We start from the raw sequence: 22612 nt of genomic DNA, 5'->3' as shown, positions 1-22612 counted from the left end.
GCTGCCGGCCAGCGGCCGGCACTACCAAATGGTGGGTGAAGGGGTAGTGCCGGACGCTGCCCGGCAGCAACCGCCAGATGCGCCACGCTTGATTTCAATCAGGGCCACGCGAAGAGGAACGCCCGAAGATGTCTGCCATGAGCTTCCACGTTGACGAGAGCGAGGACACTGCGCTGCAGGCTGCATTGCTGCGGCAACCGCGGCACGTGCTGTTTCCGCCGGCTGACCAGTTCAGTACTGGTTTTGGCGAAAGCGGCTGGCGCGCTGCCATGCGCGCCAGCAATGAGCACCTGATCCCACGCGGCTTGACGCTCGGCTTCCAGGTCGGTCGTGGCGGGCGCGGTGTGCCGCCGCAGGCCTATCTGGACACCTTGCTGCTGGCGCTGCGGCTGCAGGCCGACGTGCTGGCCGAGGACCGTGAAGTGGTGGCGATGGTACTGCAGCTGGGGCTGGCCGAGACGTTGCCGCCGCCGCAGCTCGGCCAGCTGCTGGATGCGGTGCCGCAGCACCTGCGCACCGTGGCGCGGCCCCAGGTGGAGGTGCGGCTGGACGCAGGCAGCGCGCTGGCGCCGGCGCAGCTGCGTGCGGTGGGCTGCACCCGTTTGAACGTGATCGATCGCGCCGATGCACCGGGGCCGACCCTGCTGGCACAGGCGCGACAGGTGGGCTTCACCGCGCGCTACTACCAGTTGCGGGTACCCGGCAGCGAGGACGCTGGCTTCATTGAACGGCTGCACGAGGTGCTGGCCGAGGCACCGGAGCGCATCCTGCTGCCGGCGCCGTGTGCGCTGCCAGAATACCCCTCGGCCGTCCATTGGCTGCAGGCCTGGCGCCTGCTGCGCGCTGCGGGTTACGAACCGATTGGTGGCGATCACTATCAGCGCGGCGATCTGCCGAACCCGCACGGTCCGGGCGATGGCCAGCGCCATTGCGATCTTGCCAGCGTGCCACGCCGCGACCGCAGTGATTTCATCGGGCTTGGCCTGTCTGCCTGCAGCCAGATCGGCGAGGTGTTCTACCGGCTGGAGGACGAACTGGGCGAATGGCGTGCGCGGCTGCTGGCGGGTCACATGGGAGTCTCCGCCGGGCTGATCCTGTCCGAGGACGAGCGGTTGGTGGCCGAAGTGGCGCAGAGCATCGCCTGTGACCACGCCCTCGATGCGGCTGCCTTCGAGTGGCGCAACGATGAACCGTTCGAGGAATGTTTCGCCGAACAGCTGCCCGCGTTGTCGCCGCTGCTGGCACGCGGCTGGGCGCAGTGGGATGCGCGCGTGCTGCGCCTGGCCGAAGAAGGGCGCCTGCTGTGGCGTATGATGGCCGCATGCTTCCGGCCGGCGGCCGCCATCGCTTGAGTCTTGCCCCGATGTCTTCAATTCCGCCTTCGCAGGGCCGTCTCGGCCGGGCCACACCCAACCCCGCCGCCGCCGATGATGGCGACGCACTGCACTTCTGCAGCACCTGCGCGTTCTCCGACGCATGCATGTCGCAGGGTTACGACAAGACCGCACTGGGCGACCTGCACGTGCTGGTCGACCATGTCGGTCCGTTCCATGCAGGTGACTACATCTTCCGCGCCGGCGAATCGTTCGATTCGATTGCTGCGGTGCGCGCGGGCATGGTCAAGACCTTCGTCGATGACAGCCAGGGCAACGAGCAGGTGCTGGGCTTCAGCCTGCCGGGCGAAGTGATCGGCCTCAACGCGATCCACGGTTCGCGCTTCCCCTGCAATGCGGTGGCGCTGGACACCGTGCACCTGTGCCGCATCTCGTTCCCCAAGCTCAGCCTGTTGGCGACCCGCATGCCGGGGCTGCAGGCCAAGCTGTTCAGCCTGCTCAGTGCGGAGATCGGCAAGGTCGCGACCCTGGCCGCCAACCACCGTACCGAAGAACGCATGGCCGCGTTCCTGCTGGACATGTCCGAGCGCTACGCGCGGCGCGGTTTCTCCGCCACGCGCTTCAACCTGACGATGGCGCGTACCGAGATCGCCAATTACCTGCGGATGGCGCCGGAAACCGCCAGCCGCGTGCTGCGCCGCCTGAGCGATGATGGGATCATTGCGGTGAAGCAGCGCGAGATCCTGTTGCTGCAGCCCGAGCGCCTGGCAGCGCTGGCGGTGGCCGACGAATCCGATCCGAACTGAACCTGGCCGGGAGCCGACGATGAAGCGAGCTGGACTGTTGTTGCTGGGACTGCTGGCTACGGTGCCGGCCTGGGCGGCCGAGCTGACGGTGTCTGCGGCATCGAGCCTGACCGAGAGCTTCCGCGAGCTGGGCGCGGCGTATGAGAGGGCGCACCCGGGAACCAAGGTCGATTTCAACTTCGCCGCATCCGGCGTGCTGCTGCAGCAGATCAGCCGTGGCGCACCGGTGGATGTGTTCGCGTCGGCCGATGAAACCACGATGGACCAGGCCCAGCAGCAGGACCTGCTGGCGGCCGGTACCCGCGAGGTGTTCGCGGTGAACGCACTATGGGTGGTGGTGCCGCCGCAGGCCAAGGCTGCGCCGCGTACCTTGAAGGACCTGGCCGGTGCCGGTGTGCAGCGCGTTGCGCTGGGCAACCCGGACAGCGTGCCGGTTGGCCGCTATGCCAAGGGCGCGCTGGAAGCGGCGGGCCTGTGGCCGTCGGTGCAGGGCAGGATCATCACGACGCAGAACGTGCGCCAGTCGCTGGATTACGTGGCGCGCGGTGAAGTGGATGCGGGCTTCGTCTATGCCACAGATGCACAGGCGATGCCCGACCGGGTGCGCCGCGCCTTCGCGGTTCCGGTGGCGGGGCGCATTGCCTATCCGCTGGCGGTGACCAAGGCCAGCGCGCAGTCGGCCGAAGCCAGGCGCTTCACCGCCTTCGTGCGTTCGGCGCCGGGCCAGGCGATCCTGGCCAAGCACGGGTTCGGCAAGCCCTGACGCATGGATCTCGACTGGAGCGCACTGGGGTTGTCGCTGAAGGTGGCCGGCTGGGCCACCGCGATCAATCTGGTGCTGGGCGTGGCACTGGGCGCGCTGCTGGCGCGGCGGCGCTTTCCCGGCCGCGAGCTGCTGGATTCGCTGCTGACCCTGCCGATGGTGCTGCCACCGACGGTGCTGGGCTATTACCTGCTGGTGCTGATCGGCCGCAACGGCCCGATCGGCGCGTGGCTGCAGTCGTGGTTCGGCATCAACCTGGTGTTCACCTGGCAGGCCGCGGTGATCGCCGCGGCGGTGGCTTCGCTGCCGCTGGTGTTCAAGCCGGCACGCGCGGCGTTCGAAGAAGTGGACGGGCAGCTGGAGCAGGCCGCGCGCACGCTTGGAGTGTCCGAAGCAGCGGTGTTCTTCCGCGTCACGCTGCCGCTGGCGTGGCGCGGCATTCTTGCCGGCCTGCTGCTGGCCTTCGCACGCGCGATGGGTGAGTTTGGCGCGACATTGATGGTGGCCGGCAGCATTCCGGGACGCACGCAGACGCTGTCGATCGCCATCTACGAGGCGGTGCAGGCCGGCCAGGATGGCAAGGCCAATGCGCTGGTGATCCTGACTTCGGTGGTGTGCATCGTGATCCTGTTGCTGGCAGCGCGGCTGGTGGGCGGGCGTCGCCGGGAGCTGCGCGATGTGGCTTGACCTGCAGGTGCGGCGCCGCCTGCAGGCGGCCGGCCAGGATTTCGTGTTGGACGTATCGCTGCAGTGCACGCAGCGCCAGGTGGTGCTGTTCGGACCTTCAGGCGCCGGCAAGAGCCTGACCCTGAAGGCGGTGGCCGGGCTGCTGCGGCCGGGCCAGGGCCATGTGCGCCTGCAGGGGCAGACCCTGTTCGACGCGGCCACCGCTGTGGATCTGCCGCCGCAGCGCCGCCGGCTGGGCTACGTGTTCCAGGATTACGCGTTGTTCCCGCACCTGAGCGTGCGCCAGAACGTGGCGTTCGGGCTGGAGCGGGGGTGGTTGAATCCGCGCGCGCGCCAGCGCTTCGATGCGGTGGAGCAGTGGCTGCACGCATTCCGCATCGACACGGTGGGCGATCTGCTGCCCTCGCAGGTCTCCGGTGGCCAGCGCCAGCGCACTGCATTGGCGCGCGCCCTGGTGACGCAGCCGCAGGCGCTGCTGCTGGATGAGCCGTTCTCCGCACTGGACCACGACCTGCGCCAGCACCTGCGCCAGGAGCTGGAGACGGTGCTGGACAAGACCGGCATCCCGTTGCTGTTGATCAGCCACGATCCACAGGATGTGGCCATGTTTGGTCAGCAAGTGGCGCGCGTGGTGGACGGCCGCATTGTCGGCAATTGACCCGTGATGGACGCTCCGGCGATGGTTGGTCACATCTGATGGTAGTGCCGGTCGCTGGCCGGCAACCTCGGTATCCTGAGCAGCCGGCCAGCGGCCGGCTCTACCGTGATGCACGGGCGATGGTTGGCTACATGTTCTGGTAGTGCCGGCCGCTGGCCGGCAACCAAGGGATACTGAGCAGCCGGCCAGCGGCCGGCTCTACCGGTCCAGGATTCGTGCAGTCCAGTGGTACCGATCAATACAGCTCACAGTGCGTGCGGCCTTCACCGCGCAGCGCGTCCCAGCGCCCCTCGCCACCAATGGCATCGATGGCCTCGCGCACCGCGCCTTCCAGATGGCGCTTGTTGCCGCACAGGTAAAGATGCCCACCGCGGGCCAGGACGTCGCGCACTTCGCTGGCGCGCTGCTGCAGCACGTGCTGCACATAGATCTTTTCAGCGCCATCGCGCGAGAACGCGGTATGCAGGCCGGCCAGCACGCCACGCGCGTGCCAGTCCTGCAGCTGGTCTCGATACAGGTAATCGTGCTGGCGGTGCTTCTCGCCAAACACCAGGTGCACCTCGCGTTCGCAGCCGTTGGCCTGCAGCTCCTGCATCAGGCCCATCAGCGGTGCGATGCCGGTGCCGGTGCCGACCAGCAGCAGCGGCGCCTGGCCGGTATCGGGCAGGTGGAAGCCAGGGTTGGAGCGGCAGTACACACGGGCGTGCTCGCCGCCATGCAGCAGGCTGCCGGTGGCGGTGCCGAAGCGCTCGCGGCCGCGCAGGGGGTAGCGCACTTCGCGCACGCACAGGCTCAGCTGGTCGTCGCACGGGTGTGAGGCGATCGAATAGGCGCGCGGCAGCCGCGGTGAAAGCAGTTCGCGCAGCCGGGCCAGCGGCACGCTGTCCGGCGTGGCGTGGTCCTGCAGCACGTCCAGCAGGTCCAGGCCGTGCAGGTAGGCTTCCAGCTCGCGCTTCTGGCTGACCTTCAACAGGCCCTTCAGTACCTCGCTGCCGCCGAGCTTGGCCAGTTCGCGCAGCACGCCCTTGCTCAGCAGGCGCAGCTCGCGGTCGTGCAGGGCGGCCACGGCGGCGGTGTCGCCGTACCAGGTAGCCAATGCCTGCAGCAAGGCAGGGTCGTTCTCGGGTACCACGTGCAGGGTGTCCCCCGCGCGGTAGGCCATGCCACTGCCGGCAATGTCCAGTTGCAGGTGCCAGGCGGCCGGGTCGCTGCTGTTCAAGCGGCGGCGTTCGAGGATAGGAGCGGCAAACGCATTGTCTTCGCCATAGGCGGTGACCTGCAGGTGCAGGTCCTGGCCAGCGCTCAGGTTGCCGTTCAGCACCTGACCGAGCACTGGCTGCCATTGCTGGAAGAACTGCTCGTAGCCCAGGTCGGCGTCCACCCTATGCAGCAGTGGCTGCGCCTGGCGCTCGCTCAATGCGGCATCCAGCGCCTTGGTGAAGCCGCAGAAGCTCGGGTAGCCGGTGTCACCGAGGCCGAATACTGCATAGCGCAGGCCGCTCAGCGTCGGGATCTGGCGCAGCGTTTCGAAGAACTGCTCGCCATTGGCTGGCGGTTCTCCGTCACCGAAGGAACTGGAGATCGCCAGCAGCACATCGCCTTGGCCGAGACTGGCTACGTCAATGTCGTTGAACGGGAGCACCTGCGGCCCATGCGGCTGCAGCTCCGCGCCCAGGCGCTGGGCCAGGGCGCGGGCGTTGCCCGACTCGGACGCGAAACCCACCAGCAGACGTCTGAAGGGCGTACTGGTCGGGAGGGCGTTCACGCGGCCTCGTAGAAGTCGTCGAACTTTTCCTTGCTGAACTCGACCAGGTCATAGTTCTGCATCAGGTCGTTCACCACGCGGCGGATGCTGATGTACGAAGTGATGTTGCCATCGGCGTCGAACAGCGGCTGCACGGTGGTGTCGACCACGTAGAGCACGCCGCCTTTGCCAAGGTTGGGCACGATGCCGGTCCAGGTTTTGCCGGCCTTGATCGTGTCCCACATGTCCTTGTAGACGGCCTTGGGCACGTCCGGGTGGCGCACGATGCTGTGCGGCTGGCCGATCAGTTCCTCGCGGGCGAAGCCGGTGAGCGTGCAGAACAGGTCATTGGCGTAGGTGATGTTGCCCTGCAGGTCGGTGGTGGAGATCACCATGACGTTCTGCATGGCGTTCAGCAGCTGGGCGTTGTCGGGGGTGTAGCTCATCGCAGGGTCCTTGTGGATGCCGGCCGCGCCGGCGTGTTCGGGTCCTGCATAGGAATACGCCCGCGTGGCGGCGGGCGGTTTGACATTGGTCAAGCGCGTAGCGCGAAGGCCTGCGACCGGGTGTCGCAGGGTGAGTCTCTTAAAGACCAATCCAGCTCGGCTCAGGCGGCACGTGGGATTGCCAACAGCCGGGCGTGGGCTCGGCCCCATCGCAGGAGACACGGGCAGGAGGCGGGCGCATGTCATGTGTACTGAGCTCATGACGTGTTGTCACAAAGAAATCGCCATGGCTTCACGGTTGATTGATCGCATGCAGGGCTATTGTCGTCCTGAGCCTCTCGCTGACGTCCCCCACGTCCTGCGTCGACTTCCTTCCCACCATCAGCGCCCGTCCGGGCGCCGCTGGCGTCCGTCTGCCTGAAATACCCGAGAGACCCTCCCATGGCCCGCGCTGTCCAGTCCGCTTCATCTGTTGCGACCTCTCCCGGTTCGCTCGTGCCGATCGGCACCCGGCGTGGCCACTCGCAGCCACTGCAGCTGCCGGAGCTGGTACAGCGTGTGTTGTTCGTCGCGACCGAGATGGCCGACTTCATCAAGGCCGGGGGCCTGGGCGACGTGGCCGCAGCCCTGCCGCGTGCGGTACGCGGCGCCTGTGATTCGCGCGTGCTGCTGCCCGGCTACCCGGAGGTACTGCAGCGCCTGCCACAGCTGCAGCGGGTGGGACAGGTCAGCGCGAGGGCGGGCCTGCCTGCGTGCGGGATCGGCATGGCAGTGCAGGCAGACGGCCTTCCGATCTACGTGCTGCTCTCGCCAGAACTGTACGAGCGCGAAGGTTCGCCATACGTCGATGGGCAGGGCCAGGAGTGGAAGGACAACGCGGTTCGCTTCGCCACGCTCTCACACGCGGCGGCGGAGATTGCGGCCGGGCGTGCCGGGCTGGACTGGTCGCCGCAGCTGCTGCACCTGAATGACTGGCCTGTGGCCATGGCCGCAGCCTACGTGCGTTGGGACCGGACCACCGTGCCGACCCTGCTGACCATCCACAACCTGGCTTACCAGGGGCTGTTTCCGTATGCGCTTGCACCTGTGCTGGGCGTGCCGGTCGAACACCTGGATGAACTGCACTTCCATGGGCAGATGTCGTTCCTGCAGGGTGGCATCACCAATGCCACGCGGCTGAACACGGTCAGCCTGCGCTACGCGCAGCAGATCACCGCCCCGGATGACGGCTGCGGGCTGCATGACCTGTTGGCGCGCCGGGCGGCCGGCGGACACCTGAGTGGCATCGTCAACGGCATCGACGCCAGTTGGGATCCACGCCGCGACATCCACCTCAAGGCCCATTTCGGCATCGGCGAATGGACCGGGCGCGCCACCAATGCGCACGCGGTGCGCAGTGCATTCGGCCTGGCGCCCTCGGCCGGCCCGCTGTTCGCGGTGGTCTCCCGCCTGGTGCACCAGAAAGGCCTGGACATCACATGCGACGTGGCGCCGCAGATCGTGGCGGCCGGCGGCCAGCTGGTCATCATCGGTGGCGGCGAGCCGCAGGTGGAAGCGCAGGTGCAGGCGCTGGCCCGGCGCTACCCCGGACGGGTGGGCGCATTCATCGGCTTCGAAGAGGCGCTGGCCCGCCAGATGTTTGCTGGCGCCGATTTCCTGCTGATGCCTTCGCGTTTCGAACCCTGTGGGTTGAGCCAGATGTACGCGCAGCGCTTCGGCTGCCTGCCCATCGCGCACGCGACCGGCGGGCTGGTCGATACCGTCGAGGATGGCGTGACCGGATTCCTGTTCCACGGCGCCAATGCCGATGGCCTGCGCCGCTGCGTGGAACGGGCGATGCGCACCTTCCGCCTGCCCGGCCTGCTGCAGGCCATGCGCCGCGCGGCCATGCTGCGGCCGGGCGGTTGGGATGCGGCGGGGCGCGCATATCTGGCCCTGTACCAGCAGACCTGCCAGGTGGCCGCATGAGTCACGACAGCCTGCAGCCGGTCGCCCTCGAGGAAGAGCCCATGGCGACTGCCGGACGGGAGGAGGGCGTGGTGGCTCCGGCCCTGGACGACCTGGTTCATGCACGGCCGGCCGATGCGTTTGCCTGGCTCGGGCCGCACCAACAGCCCGATGGCCAGCGCCAGCTGCGCGTTCTGGTGCCCCACGCGCGTCGCGTGGAGGTGATTGCGGGCCCGGAGCGGCGCTGGGATCTGCAACCGGGCCCCTTGCCCGGCCTGTTCGAAGGTGCAGCAGGTGAAGCGCCCGTGCCGTTGCTCGCCCTGCATTTCGAGCAGGGTGTGGAGCAGGTGCACGATGCCTATTCCTTCGGTCCGCTGCTGGATGAGGCGCTGCTGCAGCATTTCCATGCCGGTGACGCTGATGCAGCGCGCCAGTTGGGCGCAGTAGCGATGCAGGTACAGGGTATCGACGGCGTGCGCTTCGCGGTGTGGGCCCCCAACGCACGAAGGGTTGCCGTGGTCGGCGATTTCAACGGGTGGGATGGCCGGCGCCATCCGATGCGGCTGCGCCACACCGCTGGCGTGTGGGAGCTGTTCCTGCCTGGCGTGCAGGCCGGTGCCCGCTACAAATTCCGCATCGTCGGCGCCGACGGCCGGGTGATGCCCGACAAGTTCGATCCGATGGCGCGCTGGGCCGAGCTGCCACCGGCCACCGCCTCGCGGGTGCCTTCGGCCGCGCCGATGCAGTGGCACGATGACGCATGGTTGGCGGCGCGGCGGCAGGCCGGAACCTGCACGCCGCTGTCCATCTACGAAGTGCATGCGGGCTCCTGGCAGCGCAGCGACGATGGTTCGCCGCTGGACTGGGATGCCCTGGCCGACCGGTTGATTCCGTACGTGGTAGGGCTTGGCTTCACCCACATCGAGCTGCTGCCAGTCAGCGAGCATCCCTTTGGCGGTTCCTGGGGCTATCAGCCACTGGGGATCTACGCGCCGACGGCGCGCCATGGCACGCCACAGGCCTTCGCGCGCTTCGTGGACCGCTGCCATCAGGCCGGCATCGGGGTGATCGTGGACTGGGTGAGCGCGCACTTCCCCAACGATGCGCATGGCCTGGCCGGGTTCGATGGCACCGCGCTGTACGAGCATGCCGACCCGCGTGAAGGGGTGCACGCCGACTGGGACACGCTGATCTACAACTATGGCCGCAACGAAGTGGCTGCCTACCTGATCGGCAGTGCATTGGAGTGGGTGGAGCGGTTCCACATCGACGGTCTGCGCGTGGATGCCGTGGCGTCGATGCTGTACCGGGATTACAGCCGTGCCGAGGGCCAGTGGATACCCAACGAGCAGGGCGGGCGCGAGAACCTGCAGGCGGTCGCTTTTCTACGGCGGATGAACCAGACGCTGAGGGAGCGCTTCCCGGACGTGCTGGTGATCGCCGAGGAATCCACCGCATGGCCAGGGGTGACCGCGCCGGTGGAGCAGGGCGGGCTTGGTTTCACCCACAAATGGAACATGGGCTGGATGCACGACACCCTGCAGTACCTCGGGCGCGATCCGGTTCATCGCCAGCATCACCATAGCGAGATCAGCTTCGGCCTGGTCTACGCCTTCTCCGAACGGTTCGTGCTTCCGCTTTCGCATGACGAGGTGGTGCACGGCAAGGGAGCGCTGCTGGCCAAGATGGCGGGCGAGCCGGCGCAGCGGCTGGCCCAGCTCCGCGCGTACTACGGTTTCATGTGGGCGCACCCGGGCAGCAAACTGCTGTTCATGGGCGGCGAGTTCGGCCAGGGACAGGAGTGGTCGCACGATGCGTCACTGGACTGGGCACGGGCGGCCAGCAACGAGGGCCAGGGCCTGTCGCGCCTGGTGGGCGACCTCAATGGCGTGCTGCGCTCCGAACCTGCGTTGCACCGCGACGAACGCGACGAACGCGGTTTCGACTGGAGCGTGGCCGACGACAGCCGCAACAGCGTCTACGCCTTCATCCGCCGGGATCCGGCCGGTAGCGGCCGCACCCTTCTGGTAGTGAGCAACTTCACTCCGGTACGTCGCGACGGCTACCGGGTCGGTGTGCCGCAACCGGGGTGTTGGACCGAACGGCTCAACACCGACAGCGGTTACTACGGTGGCGGCAACGCGGGAAACCTCGGCGCAGTGCATACCGAGCCGCGGCCGATGCATGGTCACGCGCAGTCGCTGCGGCTGACCCTGCCGCCGCTGTCCACGCTGTATCTGCAGGTTGATGCATGACCACAGTGGCGCCGCGCCTGGGCGCATGGCCGGTGGCCGGTGAAGGTGTCGAGTTCCGCGTGTGGGCACCGGACGCAGGCACCGTGGCGCTGTGCCTGCAGGGCGTGCTGCGGCCGATGCACCGCGACCCGGACGGCTGCCACTGGCTGCGGACACAGGCGTCGCATGGTGACCGCTACCGGTTCCGCCTGCCGTCCGGCCAGGACGTGCCCGACCCGGCCTCGCGCTGGCAGCCGGACGGCATCGACGGCGACAGCGCGGTGGTGCTGGATACGGAGGCAGCGCGGCCTGCCTGGCACGGGCATGCCTGGCAGGACCTGGTGATCTATGAAGTGCATATCGAAGCGGGCGGCGGCTTCGCTGCGCTGGCTGCGCAGCTGCCGCTGCTGGCGGCGCTGGGCGTTACCGCCATCGAACTGATGCCGGTCGCGCAGTTTCCCGGGCAGCGCAACTGGGGCTACGACGGCGTGTTCCCGTATGCGCCGGCCCATGCCTACGGCGGGCCGGCAGCGCTGAGGACCTTCATCGAGGCGGCGCACGATGCAGGGCTGTCGGTGCTGCTGGATGTGGTCTACAACCACTTCGGACCGCAGGGCAACCACCTGCGCGACTACGCGCGCGGGTTCTTCCGTGACGATCGCAGCACGCCGTGGGGCGGGGCCATCGACTTCCGCCAGCCCTGGGTGCGGCGGTTCTTCATCGACAACGCGCTGATGTGGCTGCGCGACTATGGCTTCGACGGATTGCGCCTGGACGCGGTGCACGCCATTGATGATGACCGGTTCCTGCAGCAGCTGGCCGATGAGGTGCGCTCGGCGGTGCCGCAGGCGCACCTGGTGCTGGAGAACGAACGCAACCAGGCGCGGTGGCTGCGCGGCGCCTATCAGGGGCAGTGGAACGACGACTTCCACAACGCGCTGCATGTGATGCTGACCGGCGAGCAGGAAGGCTATTACGCGGCCTATGCCGGGCGCGCCGAAGCACTCCTGGCGCGCTGCCTGGCCGAAGGATTCGCCTGGCAGGGCGAGCCGGACCTGCACGGCCATCCCCGTGGCGAGCCCAGCGTCGACCTGTCGCCCGCGCGTTTTGTGGTATTCGCGCAGAACCACGACCAGGTGGGCAACCGCGCCTTCGGCGAGCGCCTGTCGATGCTGACCGATCCTGCCCCGCTGCGCGCGGCGCTGGCCCTGACCCTGCTGACGCCGATGATCCCGCTGCTGTTCATGGGCGAACCGTGGCAGGCGCAATCGCCATTCCTGTTCTTCACCGACTACGCGCCACCGCTGGACGAAGCCGTGCGCGAGGGACGTCGCCGTGAATTCGCGGGTTTCAGCGCCTTTGCCGGTGTCGCCTCGCGCGCGCGCATTCCGGACCCGAACGATGCGGCGACCCTGCAGGCCTCGTACACACTGCCACCCGGCGATGATCCCTGGTCGCAGCACTGGCTGCGCTGCACGGGTGAGTTCCTCGGCCTGCGCAGGCGCTATCTGCAGCCTGGCCTGCTGCAGGCGCGGTCGCTGGGCGCGCGCGTGCTGGGCCAAGGCGCGGTGCAGGCGGGCTGGCAGTTGCCCTCGGGCCAATGGTGGATCGCGATCAACGTGGGCCCTGTGCCGGTGGCGCATGCGGTGCCGGCCGGCGAGTGCGTCGTTGGGCCGGACGCGGCCGCGATGCTGCCGGCAGGCGGCGGTGCGCTTGCGCGCTGGATCGCCGCATGAATACGGATGCGGCGGTGCGGGAGGCGGCTCGCCGTGTGGGCCTGCTGGTCCGCTGGACCGACGTGGCCGGAGCAGAGCGCGAGGTTGCGCCGGACGTGCTGCGCGCCGTGCTGTCGGAGTTCGCGTGCGACGGTGCGCCGGTGGCCCACCCGTTGCTCACCGCCTGCTGTGGTCAGCTCCTGGCCATGCCTGAGGCAACGGGCGCGGCGTGCTGGGTGGATGAGCAGGGCGCAGCGTTGCCTGCACGTGCGGATGCGCAAGGGCGCTGGCGGGTTCCGGATCAGCCAGGCTATTGGCAGTGGCGCCAGGGCGGGCAGCAACAGGCGGTTGCGGTGGCACCGCAGCGTGCCTGGTGGCCGCAGGGCCTGCTGCGCGGTTGGGGTCTGTCGGCGCAGGTCTACAGCCTGCGCGCGCCCGGTGATGCCGGCATCGGTGACAGCGCCGGCTGTGCGCGGTGGCGCGAGCTGCTGCACCGTCACGGCGGCGATGCACTGGCGTTGAGTCCGCTGCACGCCGGCCTGGCACCGGGCACGGGCTACAGTCCTTACTCGCCCAGCGACCGGCGCTGGCTCGATCCGCTGCAGGTGTCGCTGCCGCAGGTTTTGCCGGAGGCCGCCGGCAGCGTGTTGCGCGAGGACGAAGCACTGGCGATGGCCGTTGAAGCGGCTACCGCAGCACGCCGCATCGACTGGCCGCACTCGGCGGCAGTGAAGTGGCGCTGGCTGCGCCAGGGGCGCCAATGGCTGCGGCAGCAGGCGCCGGCACAGTACGAACAGATGCAGACGTGGTGCGATGCGCAGGGCGAACCCCTGCTGCAGTATTGCCAGCACGCCGCCGACCGATTCACTGGAAGCGCCGACGACCATGCGTTTGCGCAGTGGTTGGCGCGGCAAGGCTGGGCGCAGGTGCAGGCGGGACTGCGCAACGACGGCGCGTCGATCGGACTGATCGCGGATCTGGCAGTGGGTTGTGCACCGCAGGGCGTCGAGGCCCGGACCGGCGGCGACCGCCTGCTGCAGGGCCTCGAGCTGGGCGCGCCGCCGGATGCGTTCAATCCGCTGGGCCAGGCCTGGGGTATCACCAGCTGGTCACCCTCTGCGTTGCAGCGCGAGGGGTTTGAACCGTTCATCCGCGTGTTGCGCGCCGTGATGGCGGGTCGCGGTGGATTGCGCATCGACCACATCCTGGGCCTGCAGCGGCTGTGGGTGCTGCCTCGTGGCGCGGGCGCCGGGCAGGGGGTGTATCTGCGCTATCCGTTCGATGATCTGATCAACCTGCTGGTGCTGGAATCGTGGCGCCATCGCTGCGTGCTGATTGGCGAAGACCTGGGCGTGGTTCCTCCGGGTATCCGCCAGCGACTGGCAGCCCGTGGCGTGCTGGGGCTGGAGGTGCTGCCGTTCGCCCGCAACGGTGAGCGCTTCCTGCCGGCGCCACGGTGGCGCCGCGATGCGGTGGCCATGCCCTCCACCCATGATCTGCCGCCGCTGGCCGGCTGGCTGCGTGGGCGCGACCTGCGCTGGCGTGCACGCCTGGGTGAGCTGACCGAGCTTCCCGCGGCGCTGCACGCGCGTGCCAGCGAGGTACAGGCGCTGTCCGCAGTCGCCCGGGGCGAGGGCGCGACGCTGGAAGCGCGTGCGCTGTCACTGGTGGCGCACGCACCTTCACGGCTGGCGCTGCTCCCGCTGGAAGATGCGCTGGGCAGCCGCGCGCAGGTGAACCTGCCGGGTACCGTCAATGGTCACCTGAACTGGCGCCGACGCTTGCCGCTTGCGTGGGATCCGGACGCGGCCGATGCGCGCATTGCCCGGTTCAGCGCCACGCGACGCAAGGCGGGACGATGACCCGGTTGCGTGCCACCGCACGCCTGCAGCTGCATGCAGGCTTCAACTTCGAGGCCGCTGCGGCGCAGCTGCCGTACTACGCCGCGCTGGGCCTCAGCCACCTTTACCTGTCGCCGATCAGCGCTGCGATGCCAGGGTCCATGCATGGCTACGATGGCATCGACCCGGCCCGCATCAATCCGGAACTGGGCGGCGAAGAAGCCTTCCAGCGGCTGGCGACAGCGGCGCGTGCGCATGGCATGGGCCTGATCCTGGACATCGTACCCAACCATCTTGCGGCATCCCCGCAGACGCCCTGGTGGAGCGATGTGCTGCTGCACGGGTGCAGAAGTCCCCATGCAGGATGGTTCGACATTGACTGGGAGGCGCCGGGCTGCGAGGGCCGGCTCTGGCTGCCAGTGCTGGACCGGCCACTGCACGACGCCGTGCGCGATGGCGTGTTGCGCGTAGCAGTGGACGATGAGCGGCCGACGCTGCGTCATCACGGGCTGGCATTGCCGTTGTCTCCGCGCAGCCATCCGCTGGCACCCGCGCAGTGGCCGGCATGGGCGGAACGCTGCAACCGCAGCGTCGAACGGTTGCACACGCTGCTGCGGCGGCAGCACTACCGGCTGGCTTGGTGGCGCACGGCGGGCGATCAGGTGAACTACCGGCGCTTCTTCGACATCAACGAACTGGCCGCGTTACGGGTGGAGCGCAACGAGGTGTTCGAGGCAGTACACGCACTGCCACTGCGGCTGGTACGCGAGGGCTGGGTGGATGGCCTGCGCATTGACCATGTGGATGGCCTGTCGTCGCCCGGAGCCTACCTGCAACATCTGCGTGCGTCGCTCGTCGAGGCCTGCGCGGCCGGCGGTCGTGACCCGCAGGCGGTGAGCCTGCATGTGGAGAAGATTCTGGCGGAGGACGAACAGCTGCCCGATGGCTGGGCCTGCGACGGCACGACCGGCTATGACTTCATGGACCAGGTCGGCGCATGGCTGCATGATCCGGCAGCTGCCCCCGCGCTTTCCCGCGCCTGGCAAGCGGCGAGTGGTGACGCGCGCAGCTTTGACGACCTGCAGCAGGACGCCCGCAGCATGCTGCTGCGCACGTCGCTCCACGCCGACTTCCAGCGGCTGCTGCGCAGCGCGCAGCGGGTCCTGCAGCCCCGGCTGGCCGAAGCCGATATCGGAGCCGCTGCGCTGGCCCGTGCATTGGCCGCGCTGCTGCGGCACTACCGTACCTACCGCCCCTATTCGCTGCAGGATGCGGGTGAACGGAAGGCCTTGGTGGACGCTGCCGTAGCAGCACGCGAGGCACTGGACGGTACGGCACACGCGGCACTGGATCTGCTGCTGCGGGCACTTCCCGGCGAGGCGGAGGCCGAGCGCGCGCTGCGGGTGAGATTCGGGCAATTGGCCGCGCCGTTGAATGCCAAGTCGGTGGAGGACACAGGCTTCTATCGTTACTTCAGGCTGCTGTCGCGCAACGAAGTCGGAAGTGATCCGCAGCGGCTGGGCATGGAGGGACGCGAGCTGCTGGAACACGCAGTGAGACGCCTGCAGCGCCATCCGCGGGCATTGCTTGCGCTGGCGACCCACGATCACAAGCGCGGGGCCGACAGCCGGGCCCGGCTGGCGGTTCTCAGCACCTGCACGGTCGCGTGGCGGGAGGCTGTGCGGCGCTGGAGCCGGATGTCGACCCGCGCGGGCGCGCCGATGCCGTTGCCGGGTGCCGAGGCCTATGCGCTGTGGCAGGCGCTCGTGGCCGCGTGGCCGATGCACGGTAACCCGGGCGCCGACTTCGCATCGAGGATGGTGCAATGGCTGACCAAGGCGTTGCGCGAGGGCAAACGGGTCAGCAGCTGGTCCGATCCCAACGTGCCGGTGGAGGAGGCCGCCGCGCAGTGGCTGCACGCGCTGCTGCATGGAGCGCCATTGCAGCCGGTGCGGGAGGCGCTGGCGACGTTCGTGGCGCGCATTGCGCCGGCCGGCGCCTGCAACGGCCTGGCACAGCTGTGCCTGCAGCACTGCCTGCCCGGCGTGCCCGACCTCTACCAGGGCGGGGAAGGCTGGGACCTGAGCCTGGTGGACCCGGACAACCGGCGTGCCGTGGACTATCCAGTGCGGCAGGCGTGGCTGCGCGATACGCGCGGTTGGCCCGCCCTGCTGGAGGACTGGCGGGACGGTGGCGTCAAGGCATTTCTGCTCAGGCGCTTGCTGGAGTGCCGCCGCAGGCACCCGCAGCTGTTCCTGCACGGCCAACTGCAGCCGCTGTCCGTACCGGCGCGTTCGCCCTGGCTGGCATTCGCGCGCAGGCATCAGGCGCAGGTGCTGCTGGTGATCGTGCGGCGTGGTTCGCCCACCGCCGTGCCCGGGCCCGGCCTGCACGCAGCACACGACGTCGGCACTGGCCTGATGCTGCACGGGCTGCCGACAGGCCCCATGCGCAACCTGCTGGACGGGCGCATCGAACATTTCAAGGCAACCGGGGACGCGGCACGGCTTCTGGCTGGCAGCCCGTTGGCGGTATGGATCAACGAGGAGACGGACAGGAATGGACAGCAGGGAACGACGGCAGCGGATTGAGGCATTGGCCCATCAGATATGGGAAGCGGAAGGGCGCCCGGACGACCAGCAGCAGCGGCATTGGCACATGGCCGAGCGCCTGGTGGAAGCCGAGATTGCCGCTGCGCGCGACGAGGAGGGAACCGATGGCCAGCCGTAAGTGGACGCAGACCTCGCGGGTGCGCGAAGGCCGGCCGTTCCCGCTGGGAGCGACCTGGGACGGCTTGGGTGTGAACTTCGCGCTGTACTCTCGGCACGCCACCCGGGTGGAACTCTGCCTGTTCGACGCGCGCAACCGTGAAGTCGAGCGTATCGCGCTGCCCGAGTACACCAACGAGATCTGGCACGGCTACCTGCCGGACGTGCGGCCCGGGCAACGTTACGGCTACCGGGTGCACGGCCCGTATGCCCCGGAAGAGGGCCATCGCTTCAATCCCAACAAGCTGCTGCTGGACCCCTACGCCAAGCAGATCGTCGGCGAACTGAAGTGGGCCCCACACCTGTTCGGCTACACCCTGGGTCACCGCGATGGCGATCTCAGTTTCGACCGCCGCGACAGCGCCAGTTACATGCCACGCTGTGCCGTGATCGATCCGGCTTTCAGCTGGGGCGTCGAGCGTGCACCTGCCACGCCCTGGGACCGGACCGTGATCTACGAAGCCCACGTGCGCGGACTGACCATGCAGCATCCCGACGTCCCGCAGGCCGAGCGCGGTACTTTCTCCGCGTTGCGGCACGATGCGGTGGTCGACCACCTCAGCCATCTGGGGGTGACCGCCATCGAGCTGCTGCCGGTGCATGCCTACGTGGATGACCAGCAGCTGCTCGAGCGCGGGCTGCGCAACTACTGGGGATACAACACCATCGGCTTCTTCGCGCCGCAGGCACGCTATCTGTCGCTGGGCACCGTGGCCGAGTTCAAGCAGATGGTCGCGCGCCTGCACAACGCGGGCATCGAGGTCATCCTGGACGTGGTCTACAACCACACGGCCGAAGGCAACGAGCTGGGCCCTACGCTGTCGTTCAAGGGCATCGACAACGCCAGCTACTACCGTTTGGCCGATGATCGCCGCTATTACATCAACGATACGGGTACCGGCAATACGTTCGACCTGACCAATGCCGGTGCGCTGCGCATGGTCATGGACTCCCTGCGCTACTGGGTGACCGAGATGCGGGTGGATGGGTTCCGCTTCGACCTGGCAACCATCCTCGGCCGCGAACGGCATGGCTTTGACGCCTCGGGCAGCTTCCTCGATGCGGTACGCCAGGACCCGATCCTGAGCCAGGTGAAACTGATTGCCGAGCCATGGGACATCGGCCCGGGCGGCTACCAGCTGGGCCAGTTTCCGCCGGGCTGGGCCGAGTGGAACGACCGCTTCCGCGACACGGTGCGCGCGCTGTGGCGTGGCGATGGCGGGCAGCTGGCGGAGTTTGCCACGCGCTTCACTGGCTCGGCCGACCTGTTCGAACACCACGGCAGGCGACCGTCGGCCAGCATCAATCTGGTGACGGCGCATGATGGATTCACCCTGCACGATCTGGTCAGCTACAACGATCGCCACAACGAGGCCAACGGCGAGGACAACCGTGACGGCCACTCGCACAACCTCTCCAGCAACCACGGCGTGGAGGGAGACACCGATGATGCGGCGATCCTTTCGTTGCGTGCGCGGCAGATGCGCAATCTGCTGGCCACGCTGCTGCTGGCGCAGGGGACGCCGATGCTGCTGGCGGGCGATGAGTTCGGCCATTCGCAGCAGGGCAACAACAACGCCTACTGCCAGGACAATCCACTGAGCTGGATCGACTGGGAGCGCGCAGCATTGCCGGCTGCACAGGCGCAGGTGGCGTTCGTGCGGCGGGCGCTGTCACTGCGCCGGCGCTACGGCCTGCTGCGCCGGAACCGGTTCCTGCGCGGCGAGTACGATGAGGCGCTGGGCCTGCGCGATATCGACTGGCGGCATCCCGATGGTCGCGGCATGGAGGAAGCGGACTGGCATGACGCAGGGCTGCGTGCGCTGGCGATCGTGCTGGACGGTCGCAGTCCGGACAGTGGCCTGCGCGAGCCCGGGCGGCATGTCAGCCTGGCCCTGCTGTTGAACGCCGGGGAGCAGCCGCAGCGGTTCTGTGTGTCAGACGACGCCCTGTCGTTCCGGCGCGTACTCCTGCAGACCGACGAAACGACGTTGGAGCCGGATGAGGAAGGCGCCTGGACGCTGCCGCCGCGCAGCCTGTGCCTGCTGGCGGCAAGCAGCAGCGCGTGATTGCTCTGCTGCGCCACTACGGTGCGCCGGGCATTGCCCGGCGTACCGGTAGCTACCCCATCAGATAGCGCAACACACCCGCCGAGACCACGCCGATCAGCACGGTCGGCAGCATCGACAGCCGCGTGGCGGCCAGCAGGGTGATGGCCAGTGCGGCCAGGTCGGCCGGCTTGTCGGCCACGAAGTCCGGGGCGATCACCGAGATCAGCACGCAGCCCGGCGCGGCTTCCATCACCGTCACTGCGCGTTTGCTCAGTGTGCGGTTGCGCAGCGCGAGGAAGCCGACGATGCGGGTCAGGTAGGTGGCGGCGGCCATCAGCACGATGGTCAGTACCGAGGTCCAGTGGATCAGGCCATTGAAGATCATGCTGCGTCCTCCGCCAGCAGCCAGGCCGCGGCCAGGCCGGCCAGTGCGCCGCTGGCCACGTACCACGCACCTGGCACCAGCAGGTAGGTAGCAGCGGCAACGACCAGGCTGACCAGCCACGGCCGCGCGGCCTTCATGCCCTGCCACATGCCGCGCAACAGGACCAGGAACACGGCGGGGAAGGCCATGTCGAAACCATAGGCGTGGATGTCGCCCAGCATCGGGCCAACGATCGCGCCCAGCGTGGTGCAGGCCACCCAGACCGTGTACAGGCCTGCCGATACGCCCAGGTAGTAGGCCAGGCTGAAGCCAAGCGCGCGTCTGCGCGCATCGGCCACGCCCATCGCCCAGCTTTCGTCGCACATGAAGAACAGCGCCGGCAGCACCCGGCGGCGCGGCAGGTGCTGGAGCAGCGGGGCCAGGCTGGCGCCCATCAGCAGGTGACGGCTGTTGACCAGCGCGGTGATCGCCACGATCAGTGCAATGTGCGGTGGCGAGGTCCACAGTTCGACGGCGGCGAACTCCGAGCCGCCAGCGAAGTTGAGGCCGGTCATCAGCGGTACTTCCAGTGCGCTCAGGCCCTTCTGGGCCGCCTGCGCGCCGAGCACCAGGGCGAACGGAATGAAGCCGATCATCACCGGCACGGCGGCGCGCAGGCCGCGCAGGAATTCGGCACGCGGCGCGGTATCGCAGGTGTCAGGCAGGGGGAGGGTGGTACGGGCGTCCATCGAACGGCACAACAAGGTGGGGGTGGCCCATGCTAGCGGTCCAATCGCGAAATCGGGTTGCGTTGATACCACTTGATTCTGGATGATTGATATTTCATGCGGTCAAAAGTGGAAGAGGTGAAATTCCATGCAGTACCAGCTGGACAACCTCGATCGGCGCATCCTCGACGCCCTGCAGCGCGACGGCCGCCTGCAGAACCTGGAGCTGGCACGCCTGGTCGGGCTGTCGCCGTCGGCCTGCCTGCGCCGGGTGCGTCTGCTGGAGGAGGGCGGATACATCGACCGCTATGTGGCCTTGTTGAACGAGGCCAAGGTGGGCCGTGGCTTCACGGTGTTCGTGCGGGTGTGGCTGCGCGGGCAGGACGAGGACACCACCAATCATTTCATCAACAGCATCAAGTCTTTCCCGGAAGTGCTTGAATGCCATCTGATGGCCGGTGACTGCGATTTCCTGTTGCGGGTGGCGGTGGCCGACCTGGATGCCTACCGGCAGTTCCAGATGCAGCACCTGAACCGGATTGCCGGGGTGCAGAACACCAAGACCGAGATTCCGATGCAGCGGATCAAGCAGACGACCCAGCTGCCGCTTTGAGGGATGGGGTTTGCGGCCGGGTTGCACCCGGCACCCGCGGGTAGTGCCGGCCGCTGGCCGGCAACCTCAGAAGCAACAGCAACAGCAACAGCAACAGCAACAGCAACAGCAACAGCGGGCCTGCTGAGGGATGGCGGGGTGGGTCCGGTTGCGGGGGACGCTGCAAGTACGTCCATGTAAGCTCGGTAGCGGCTTGCTCGTGTGCGCTGTCCTGCGCACACGGCAAGACCGGGGTTGGGCGTCCTGCCCAACCCGCCCGAGGCATGCCTCGGGCCCATGCGGCTCACGCCCCCGCAACCGGACCCACCCCGCCTTCGACAGATTTCCACGATCTGCCGGAACGGCATGAGCTGCTCCTGGTGGGTGTCGACCTTGGTCGACACGTTTGGGTCGGTACGGGGTCGGATCCCGTTGCTGCGCAACGGGCTCTTACCCTGTGAGCAAATGAACAGGTCTGTTCGATTCATTGATTCCTGATGCGTGACTGGCTTTACGGAGCCTGGCTCGATGCCAGGCCGTGGGCGGCGGTCATCGCAATGACATGTACCCCCAGTACGGTTTGAGCCCGCTTGCGGGTCGCGCGCGGGCCGGGCTTCCGGTGGTGGCGCGCGTCCACTGCAGCTGCTGTCGCTGCCGAGGGTCATGTGTTCTACGTCAGGGGGCTGAATGGACACCATGCGGTCAGAATTTGGAAGGTGGCCATCGCCGCATGGCTGCTGCTGTCCTTTGCCGCTGCCGCGCAGGACGCTGTTCATGCCTACGACATTCCCGCGCAGCCGCTGGAACAGGCGGTCGAGCGCTTCAGCGTCATCAGTGGGTGGTCAGTGATGTACCCGGGTGACCTGGCCGCCGGCCGCAGCAGCCATGCGCTGCGCGGCAGCCTGGCGCCGCTGCCTGCGTTGCAGGTGCTGCTGCAGGACTCCGGTATCGAGGCCGAGGTGATCGGCGAGCAGCGCGTGGTGCTGCGCCGGGGTGCGCCCTCGGCCGCCGCATCGGGAGTTGGCGCCGAACTTCCCGAGGCCGAACGTCGGCGTCGCTACGGCGGCCTGCAGCAGCGGCTGCGTGCGGCGTTCTGTGACGACCCGGAGATCGCGCCCGGCCGCTATGCCGCGACGCTGCGCTTCCGCATCGACGGCGCGGGCCAGGTGAGCGAGCCCGAGCTGCTGTCAGGCAGTGGCAGCGCCCGCCGCGATGCGCGCCTGCTGCAGGCGCTGCAGGGCCTGGTGCTGGCGCCCGATGCCGCTGCGCTGCCGCAGCCGGTGACGCTGCAGATCCGTCCTTCCGGCACCGACCATGACTGTGGCCGGCGCGCGCCCCTTCCATGACTTCAAGGATTCGAACATGAGCAACGGTACGGCTGGGGCAATTGACCTGATGGACCACCTTCTGGGTGCCTACGATGAGCTGAAGCGCCGGCTGGTGCGCAAGCTGGGCTCGGAGGAGCTGGCCGGCGACGCGCTGCAGGACACGTGGATGCGCCTGAGCGCGCGGCGTGACCGCCTGGATGCCGTGCAGAACCCCGCGGCCTACCTGCTGCGCATGGCAATGAATACCGTGATCGACCGCCAACGTGCTGACCACCGCCTGCTGAGCCTGGAGGAGGTGGATACGCTGATGGACATGGCCGACCCTGCGCCCGGCCCGGCGCAGGCGGCCGAACTGGACTTCGCGCTGGAAGACATGGTTGGCCTGCTGCAGCGCATGCCCGAGCGCCGTCGCCGCATCCTGCTGGCGATTCGCGTCGATGGCCTGCAGCAGCGCGACGTGGCCGACCACCTCGGTGTGTCGCTGCGGCTGGTGCAGCGTGAGCTGAAGGCGGCCCAGGACTACCTGGCCGAGCGCAGCGGGCAGGGGCGCCAGGTGCGGTTCTGAACGGCGGCATCCGTCTACACTTTGACGCCGAGCAGAACCCC

General features: G+C 68.2%; 19 protein-coding genes. 15 read left to right on the top strand and 4 right to left on the bottom strand.

What is annotated here, in order from left to right:
- Nucleotides 1-137: 137 nt before the first annotated feature.
- Genes AC5P67_RS17915 through AC5P67_RS17895 form a run of 5 tightly spaced genes read left to right on the top strand, consistent with a single transcriptional unit; the run spans nucleotide 138 to nucleotide 4248 of the window.
- Nucleotides 138-1352, top strand: a complete 1215-nt coding sequence (locus AC5P67_RS17915) for an oxygen-independent coproporphyrinogen III oxidase (protein WP_044570336.1) — start codon at nucleotides 138-140, stop codon at nucleotides 1350-1352.
- An 11-nt stretch (nucleotides 1353-1363) separates the two neighbouring features.
- Nucleotides 1364-2140, top strand: a complete 777-nt coding sequence (locus AC5P67_RS17910) for a helix-turn-helix domain-containing protein (protein WP_010485317.1) — start codon at nucleotides 1364-1366, stop codon at nucleotides 2138-2140.
- 19 nt (nucleotides 2141-2159) lie between these two features.
- The gene (gene modA / locus AC5P67_RS17905; RefSeq protein WP_012480464.1) at nucleotides 2160-2903 is read left to right on the top strand and encodes a molybdate ABC transporter substrate-binding protein; all 744 of its coding nucleotides are present in this window, start codon (nucleotides 2160-2162) and stop codon (nucleotides 2901-2903) included.
- A 3-nt stretch (nucleotides 2904-2906) separates the two neighbouring features.
- On the top strand, nucleotides 2907-3590 hold the full coding sequence (modB, locus tag AC5P67_RS17900) for a molybdate ABC transporter permease subunit (protein WP_005409908.1): 684 nt from the start codon (nucleotides 2907-2909) through the stop codon (nucleotides 3588-3590).
- Nucleotides 3580-4248, top strand: coding sequence for a sulfate/molybdate ABC transporter ATP-binding protein (locus AC5P67_RS17895; RefSeq protein WP_495215041.1), 669 nt, complete (start codon nucleotides 3580-3582; stop codon nucleotides 4246-4248). Before modB ends, AC5P67_RS17895 begins: the two co-directional genes overlap by 11 nt.
- 235 nt (nucleotides 4249-4483) lie before the next feature.
- On the opposite strand, the gene AC5P67_RS17890 is transcribed toward AC5P67_RS17895, so the two are convergent.
- Nucleotides 4484-6013 carry a diflavin oxidoreductase gene (locus AC5P67_RS17890; protein WP_495215039.1) on the bottom strand — a complete coding sequence of 510 codons (1530 nt, stop codon included), beginning with the start codon at nucleotides 6011-6013 and terminating at the stop codon, nucleotides 4484-4486.
- Entirely contained in the window at nucleotides 6010-6438 is a 429-nt protein-coding gene (locus AC5P67_RS17885) for a PAS domain-containing protein (protein ID WP_005409905.1), read from the bottom strand. The genes AC5P67_RS17890 and AC5P67_RS17885 overlap by 4 nt, the downstream gene beginning before the upstream one ends.
- A gap of 441 nt (nucleotides 6439-6879) precedes the next feature.
- Between AC5P67_RS17885 and glgA the strand changes: the two genes are divergently transcribed.
- From glgA to glgX, 7 genes are read left to right on the top strand one after another with little or no spacing between them, the layout of a single operon-like run.
- On the top strand, nucleotides 6880-8406 hold the full coding sequence (glgA, locus tag AC5P67_RS17880; RefSeq protein WP_012480461.1) for a glycogen synthase GlgA: 1527 nt from the start codon (nucleotides 6880-6882) through the stop codon (nucleotides 8404-8406).
- Nucleotides 8403-10640: a 1,4-alpha-glucan branching enzyme gene (locus tag AC5P67_RS17875; RefSeq protein WP_495215038.1), complete on the top strand. Its 2238-nt coding sequence runs from the start codon at nucleotides 8403-8405 to the stop codon at nucleotides 10638-10640. Before glgA ends, AC5P67_RS17875 begins: the two co-directional genes overlap by 4 nt.
- A complete protein-coding gene (gene treZ, locus AC5P67_RS17870) occupies nucleotides 10637-12355 on the top strand; it encodes a malto-oligosyltrehalose trehalohydrolase (protein ID WP_495215036.1) in 1719 nt (572 codons plus the stop codon). The genes AC5P67_RS17875 and treZ overlap by 4 nt, the downstream gene beginning before the upstream one ends.
- Nucleotides 12352-14196 (top strand): 4-alpha-glucanotransferase, encoded by a 1845-nt coding sequence (locus AC5P67_RS17865; RefSeq protein WP_495215035.1) that lies wholly within the window; start codon nucleotides 12352-12354, stop codon nucleotides 14194-14196. Before treZ ends, AC5P67_RS17865 begins: the two co-directional genes overlap by 4 nt.
- Nucleotides 14193-16766 (top strand): malto-oligosyltrehalose synthase, encoded by a 2574-nt coding sequence (gene treY, locus AC5P67_RS17860; RefSeq protein WP_329762213.1) that lies wholly within the window; start codon nucleotides 14193-14195, stop codon nucleotides 16764-16766. Before AC5P67_RS17865 ends, treY begins: the two co-directional genes overlap by 4 nt.
- Complete coding sequence (locus tag AC5P67_RS17855) at nucleotides 16735-16905, top strand: DUF2934 domain-containing protein (protein WP_005413658.1); 171 nt, start codon at nucleotides 16735-16737, stop codon at nucleotides 16903-16905. Before treY ends, AC5P67_RS17855 begins: the two co-directional genes overlap by 32 nt.
- Nucleotides 16892-19012 carry a glycogen debranching protein GlgX gene (gene glgX / locus AC5P67_RS17850; RefSeq protein ID WP_114618331.1) on the top strand — a complete coding sequence of 707 codons (2121 nt, stop codon included), beginning with the start codon at nucleotides 16892-16894 and terminating at the stop codon, nucleotides 19010-19012. The genes AC5P67_RS17855 and glgX overlap by 14 nt, the downstream gene beginning before the upstream one ends.
- 52 nt (nucleotides 19013-19064) lie before the next feature.
- On the opposite strand, the gene AC5P67_RS17845 is transcribed toward glgX, so the two are convergent.
- The gene (locus tag AC5P67_RS17845; RefSeq protein ID WP_005409898.1) at nucleotides 19065-19379 is read right to left on the bottom strand and encodes an AzlD family protein; all 315 of its coding nucleotides are present in this window, start codon (nucleotides 19377-19379) and stop codon (nucleotides 19065-19067) included.
- A complete protein-coding gene (locus AC5P67_RS17840; RefSeq protein ID WP_099481087.1) occupies nucleotides 19376-20107 on the bottom strand; it encodes an AzlC family ABC transporter permease in 732 nt (243 codons plus the stop codon). The genes AC5P67_RS17845 and AC5P67_RS17840 overlap by 4 nt, the downstream gene beginning before the upstream one ends.
- Before the next feature lie 127 nt (nucleotides 20108-20234).
- On the opposite strand from AC5P67_RS17840, the gene AC5P67_RS17835 reads away from it, so the two are divergent.
- The 3 genes from AC5P67_RS17835 (at nucleotide 20235) to AC5P67_RS17825 (ending at nucleotide 22571) form a co-directional block, all read left to right on the top strand.
- A complete protein-coding gene (locus AC5P67_RS17835; protein WP_005413654.1) occupies nucleotides 20235-20699 on the top strand; it encodes an Lrp/AsnC family transcriptional regulator in 465 nt (154 codons plus the stop codon).
- A 644-nt stretch (nucleotides 20700-21343) separates the two neighbouring features.
- Nucleotides 21344-22024: a TonB C-terminal domain-containing protein gene (locus tag AC5P67_RS17830; protein WP_111118316.1), complete on the top strand. Its 681-nt coding sequence runs from the start codon at nucleotides 21344-21346 to the stop codon at nucleotides 22022-22024.
- Between the two features lie 16 nt (nucleotides 22025-22040).
- Nucleotides 22041-22571: an RNA polymerase sigma factor gene (locus AC5P67_RS17825; RefSeq protein ID WP_032967204.1), complete on the top strand. Its 531-nt coding sequence runs from the start codon at nucleotides 22041-22043 to the stop codon at nucleotides 22569-22571.
- Nucleotides 22572-22612 lie beyond the last annotated feature (41 nt).

The organism is Stenotrophomonas sp. YJH_SMC_21 (assembly GCF_059369555.1).
Note: the sequence above shows the minus strand (reverse complement) of the source record. Positions and strands in the feature narration are given on the sequence as shown.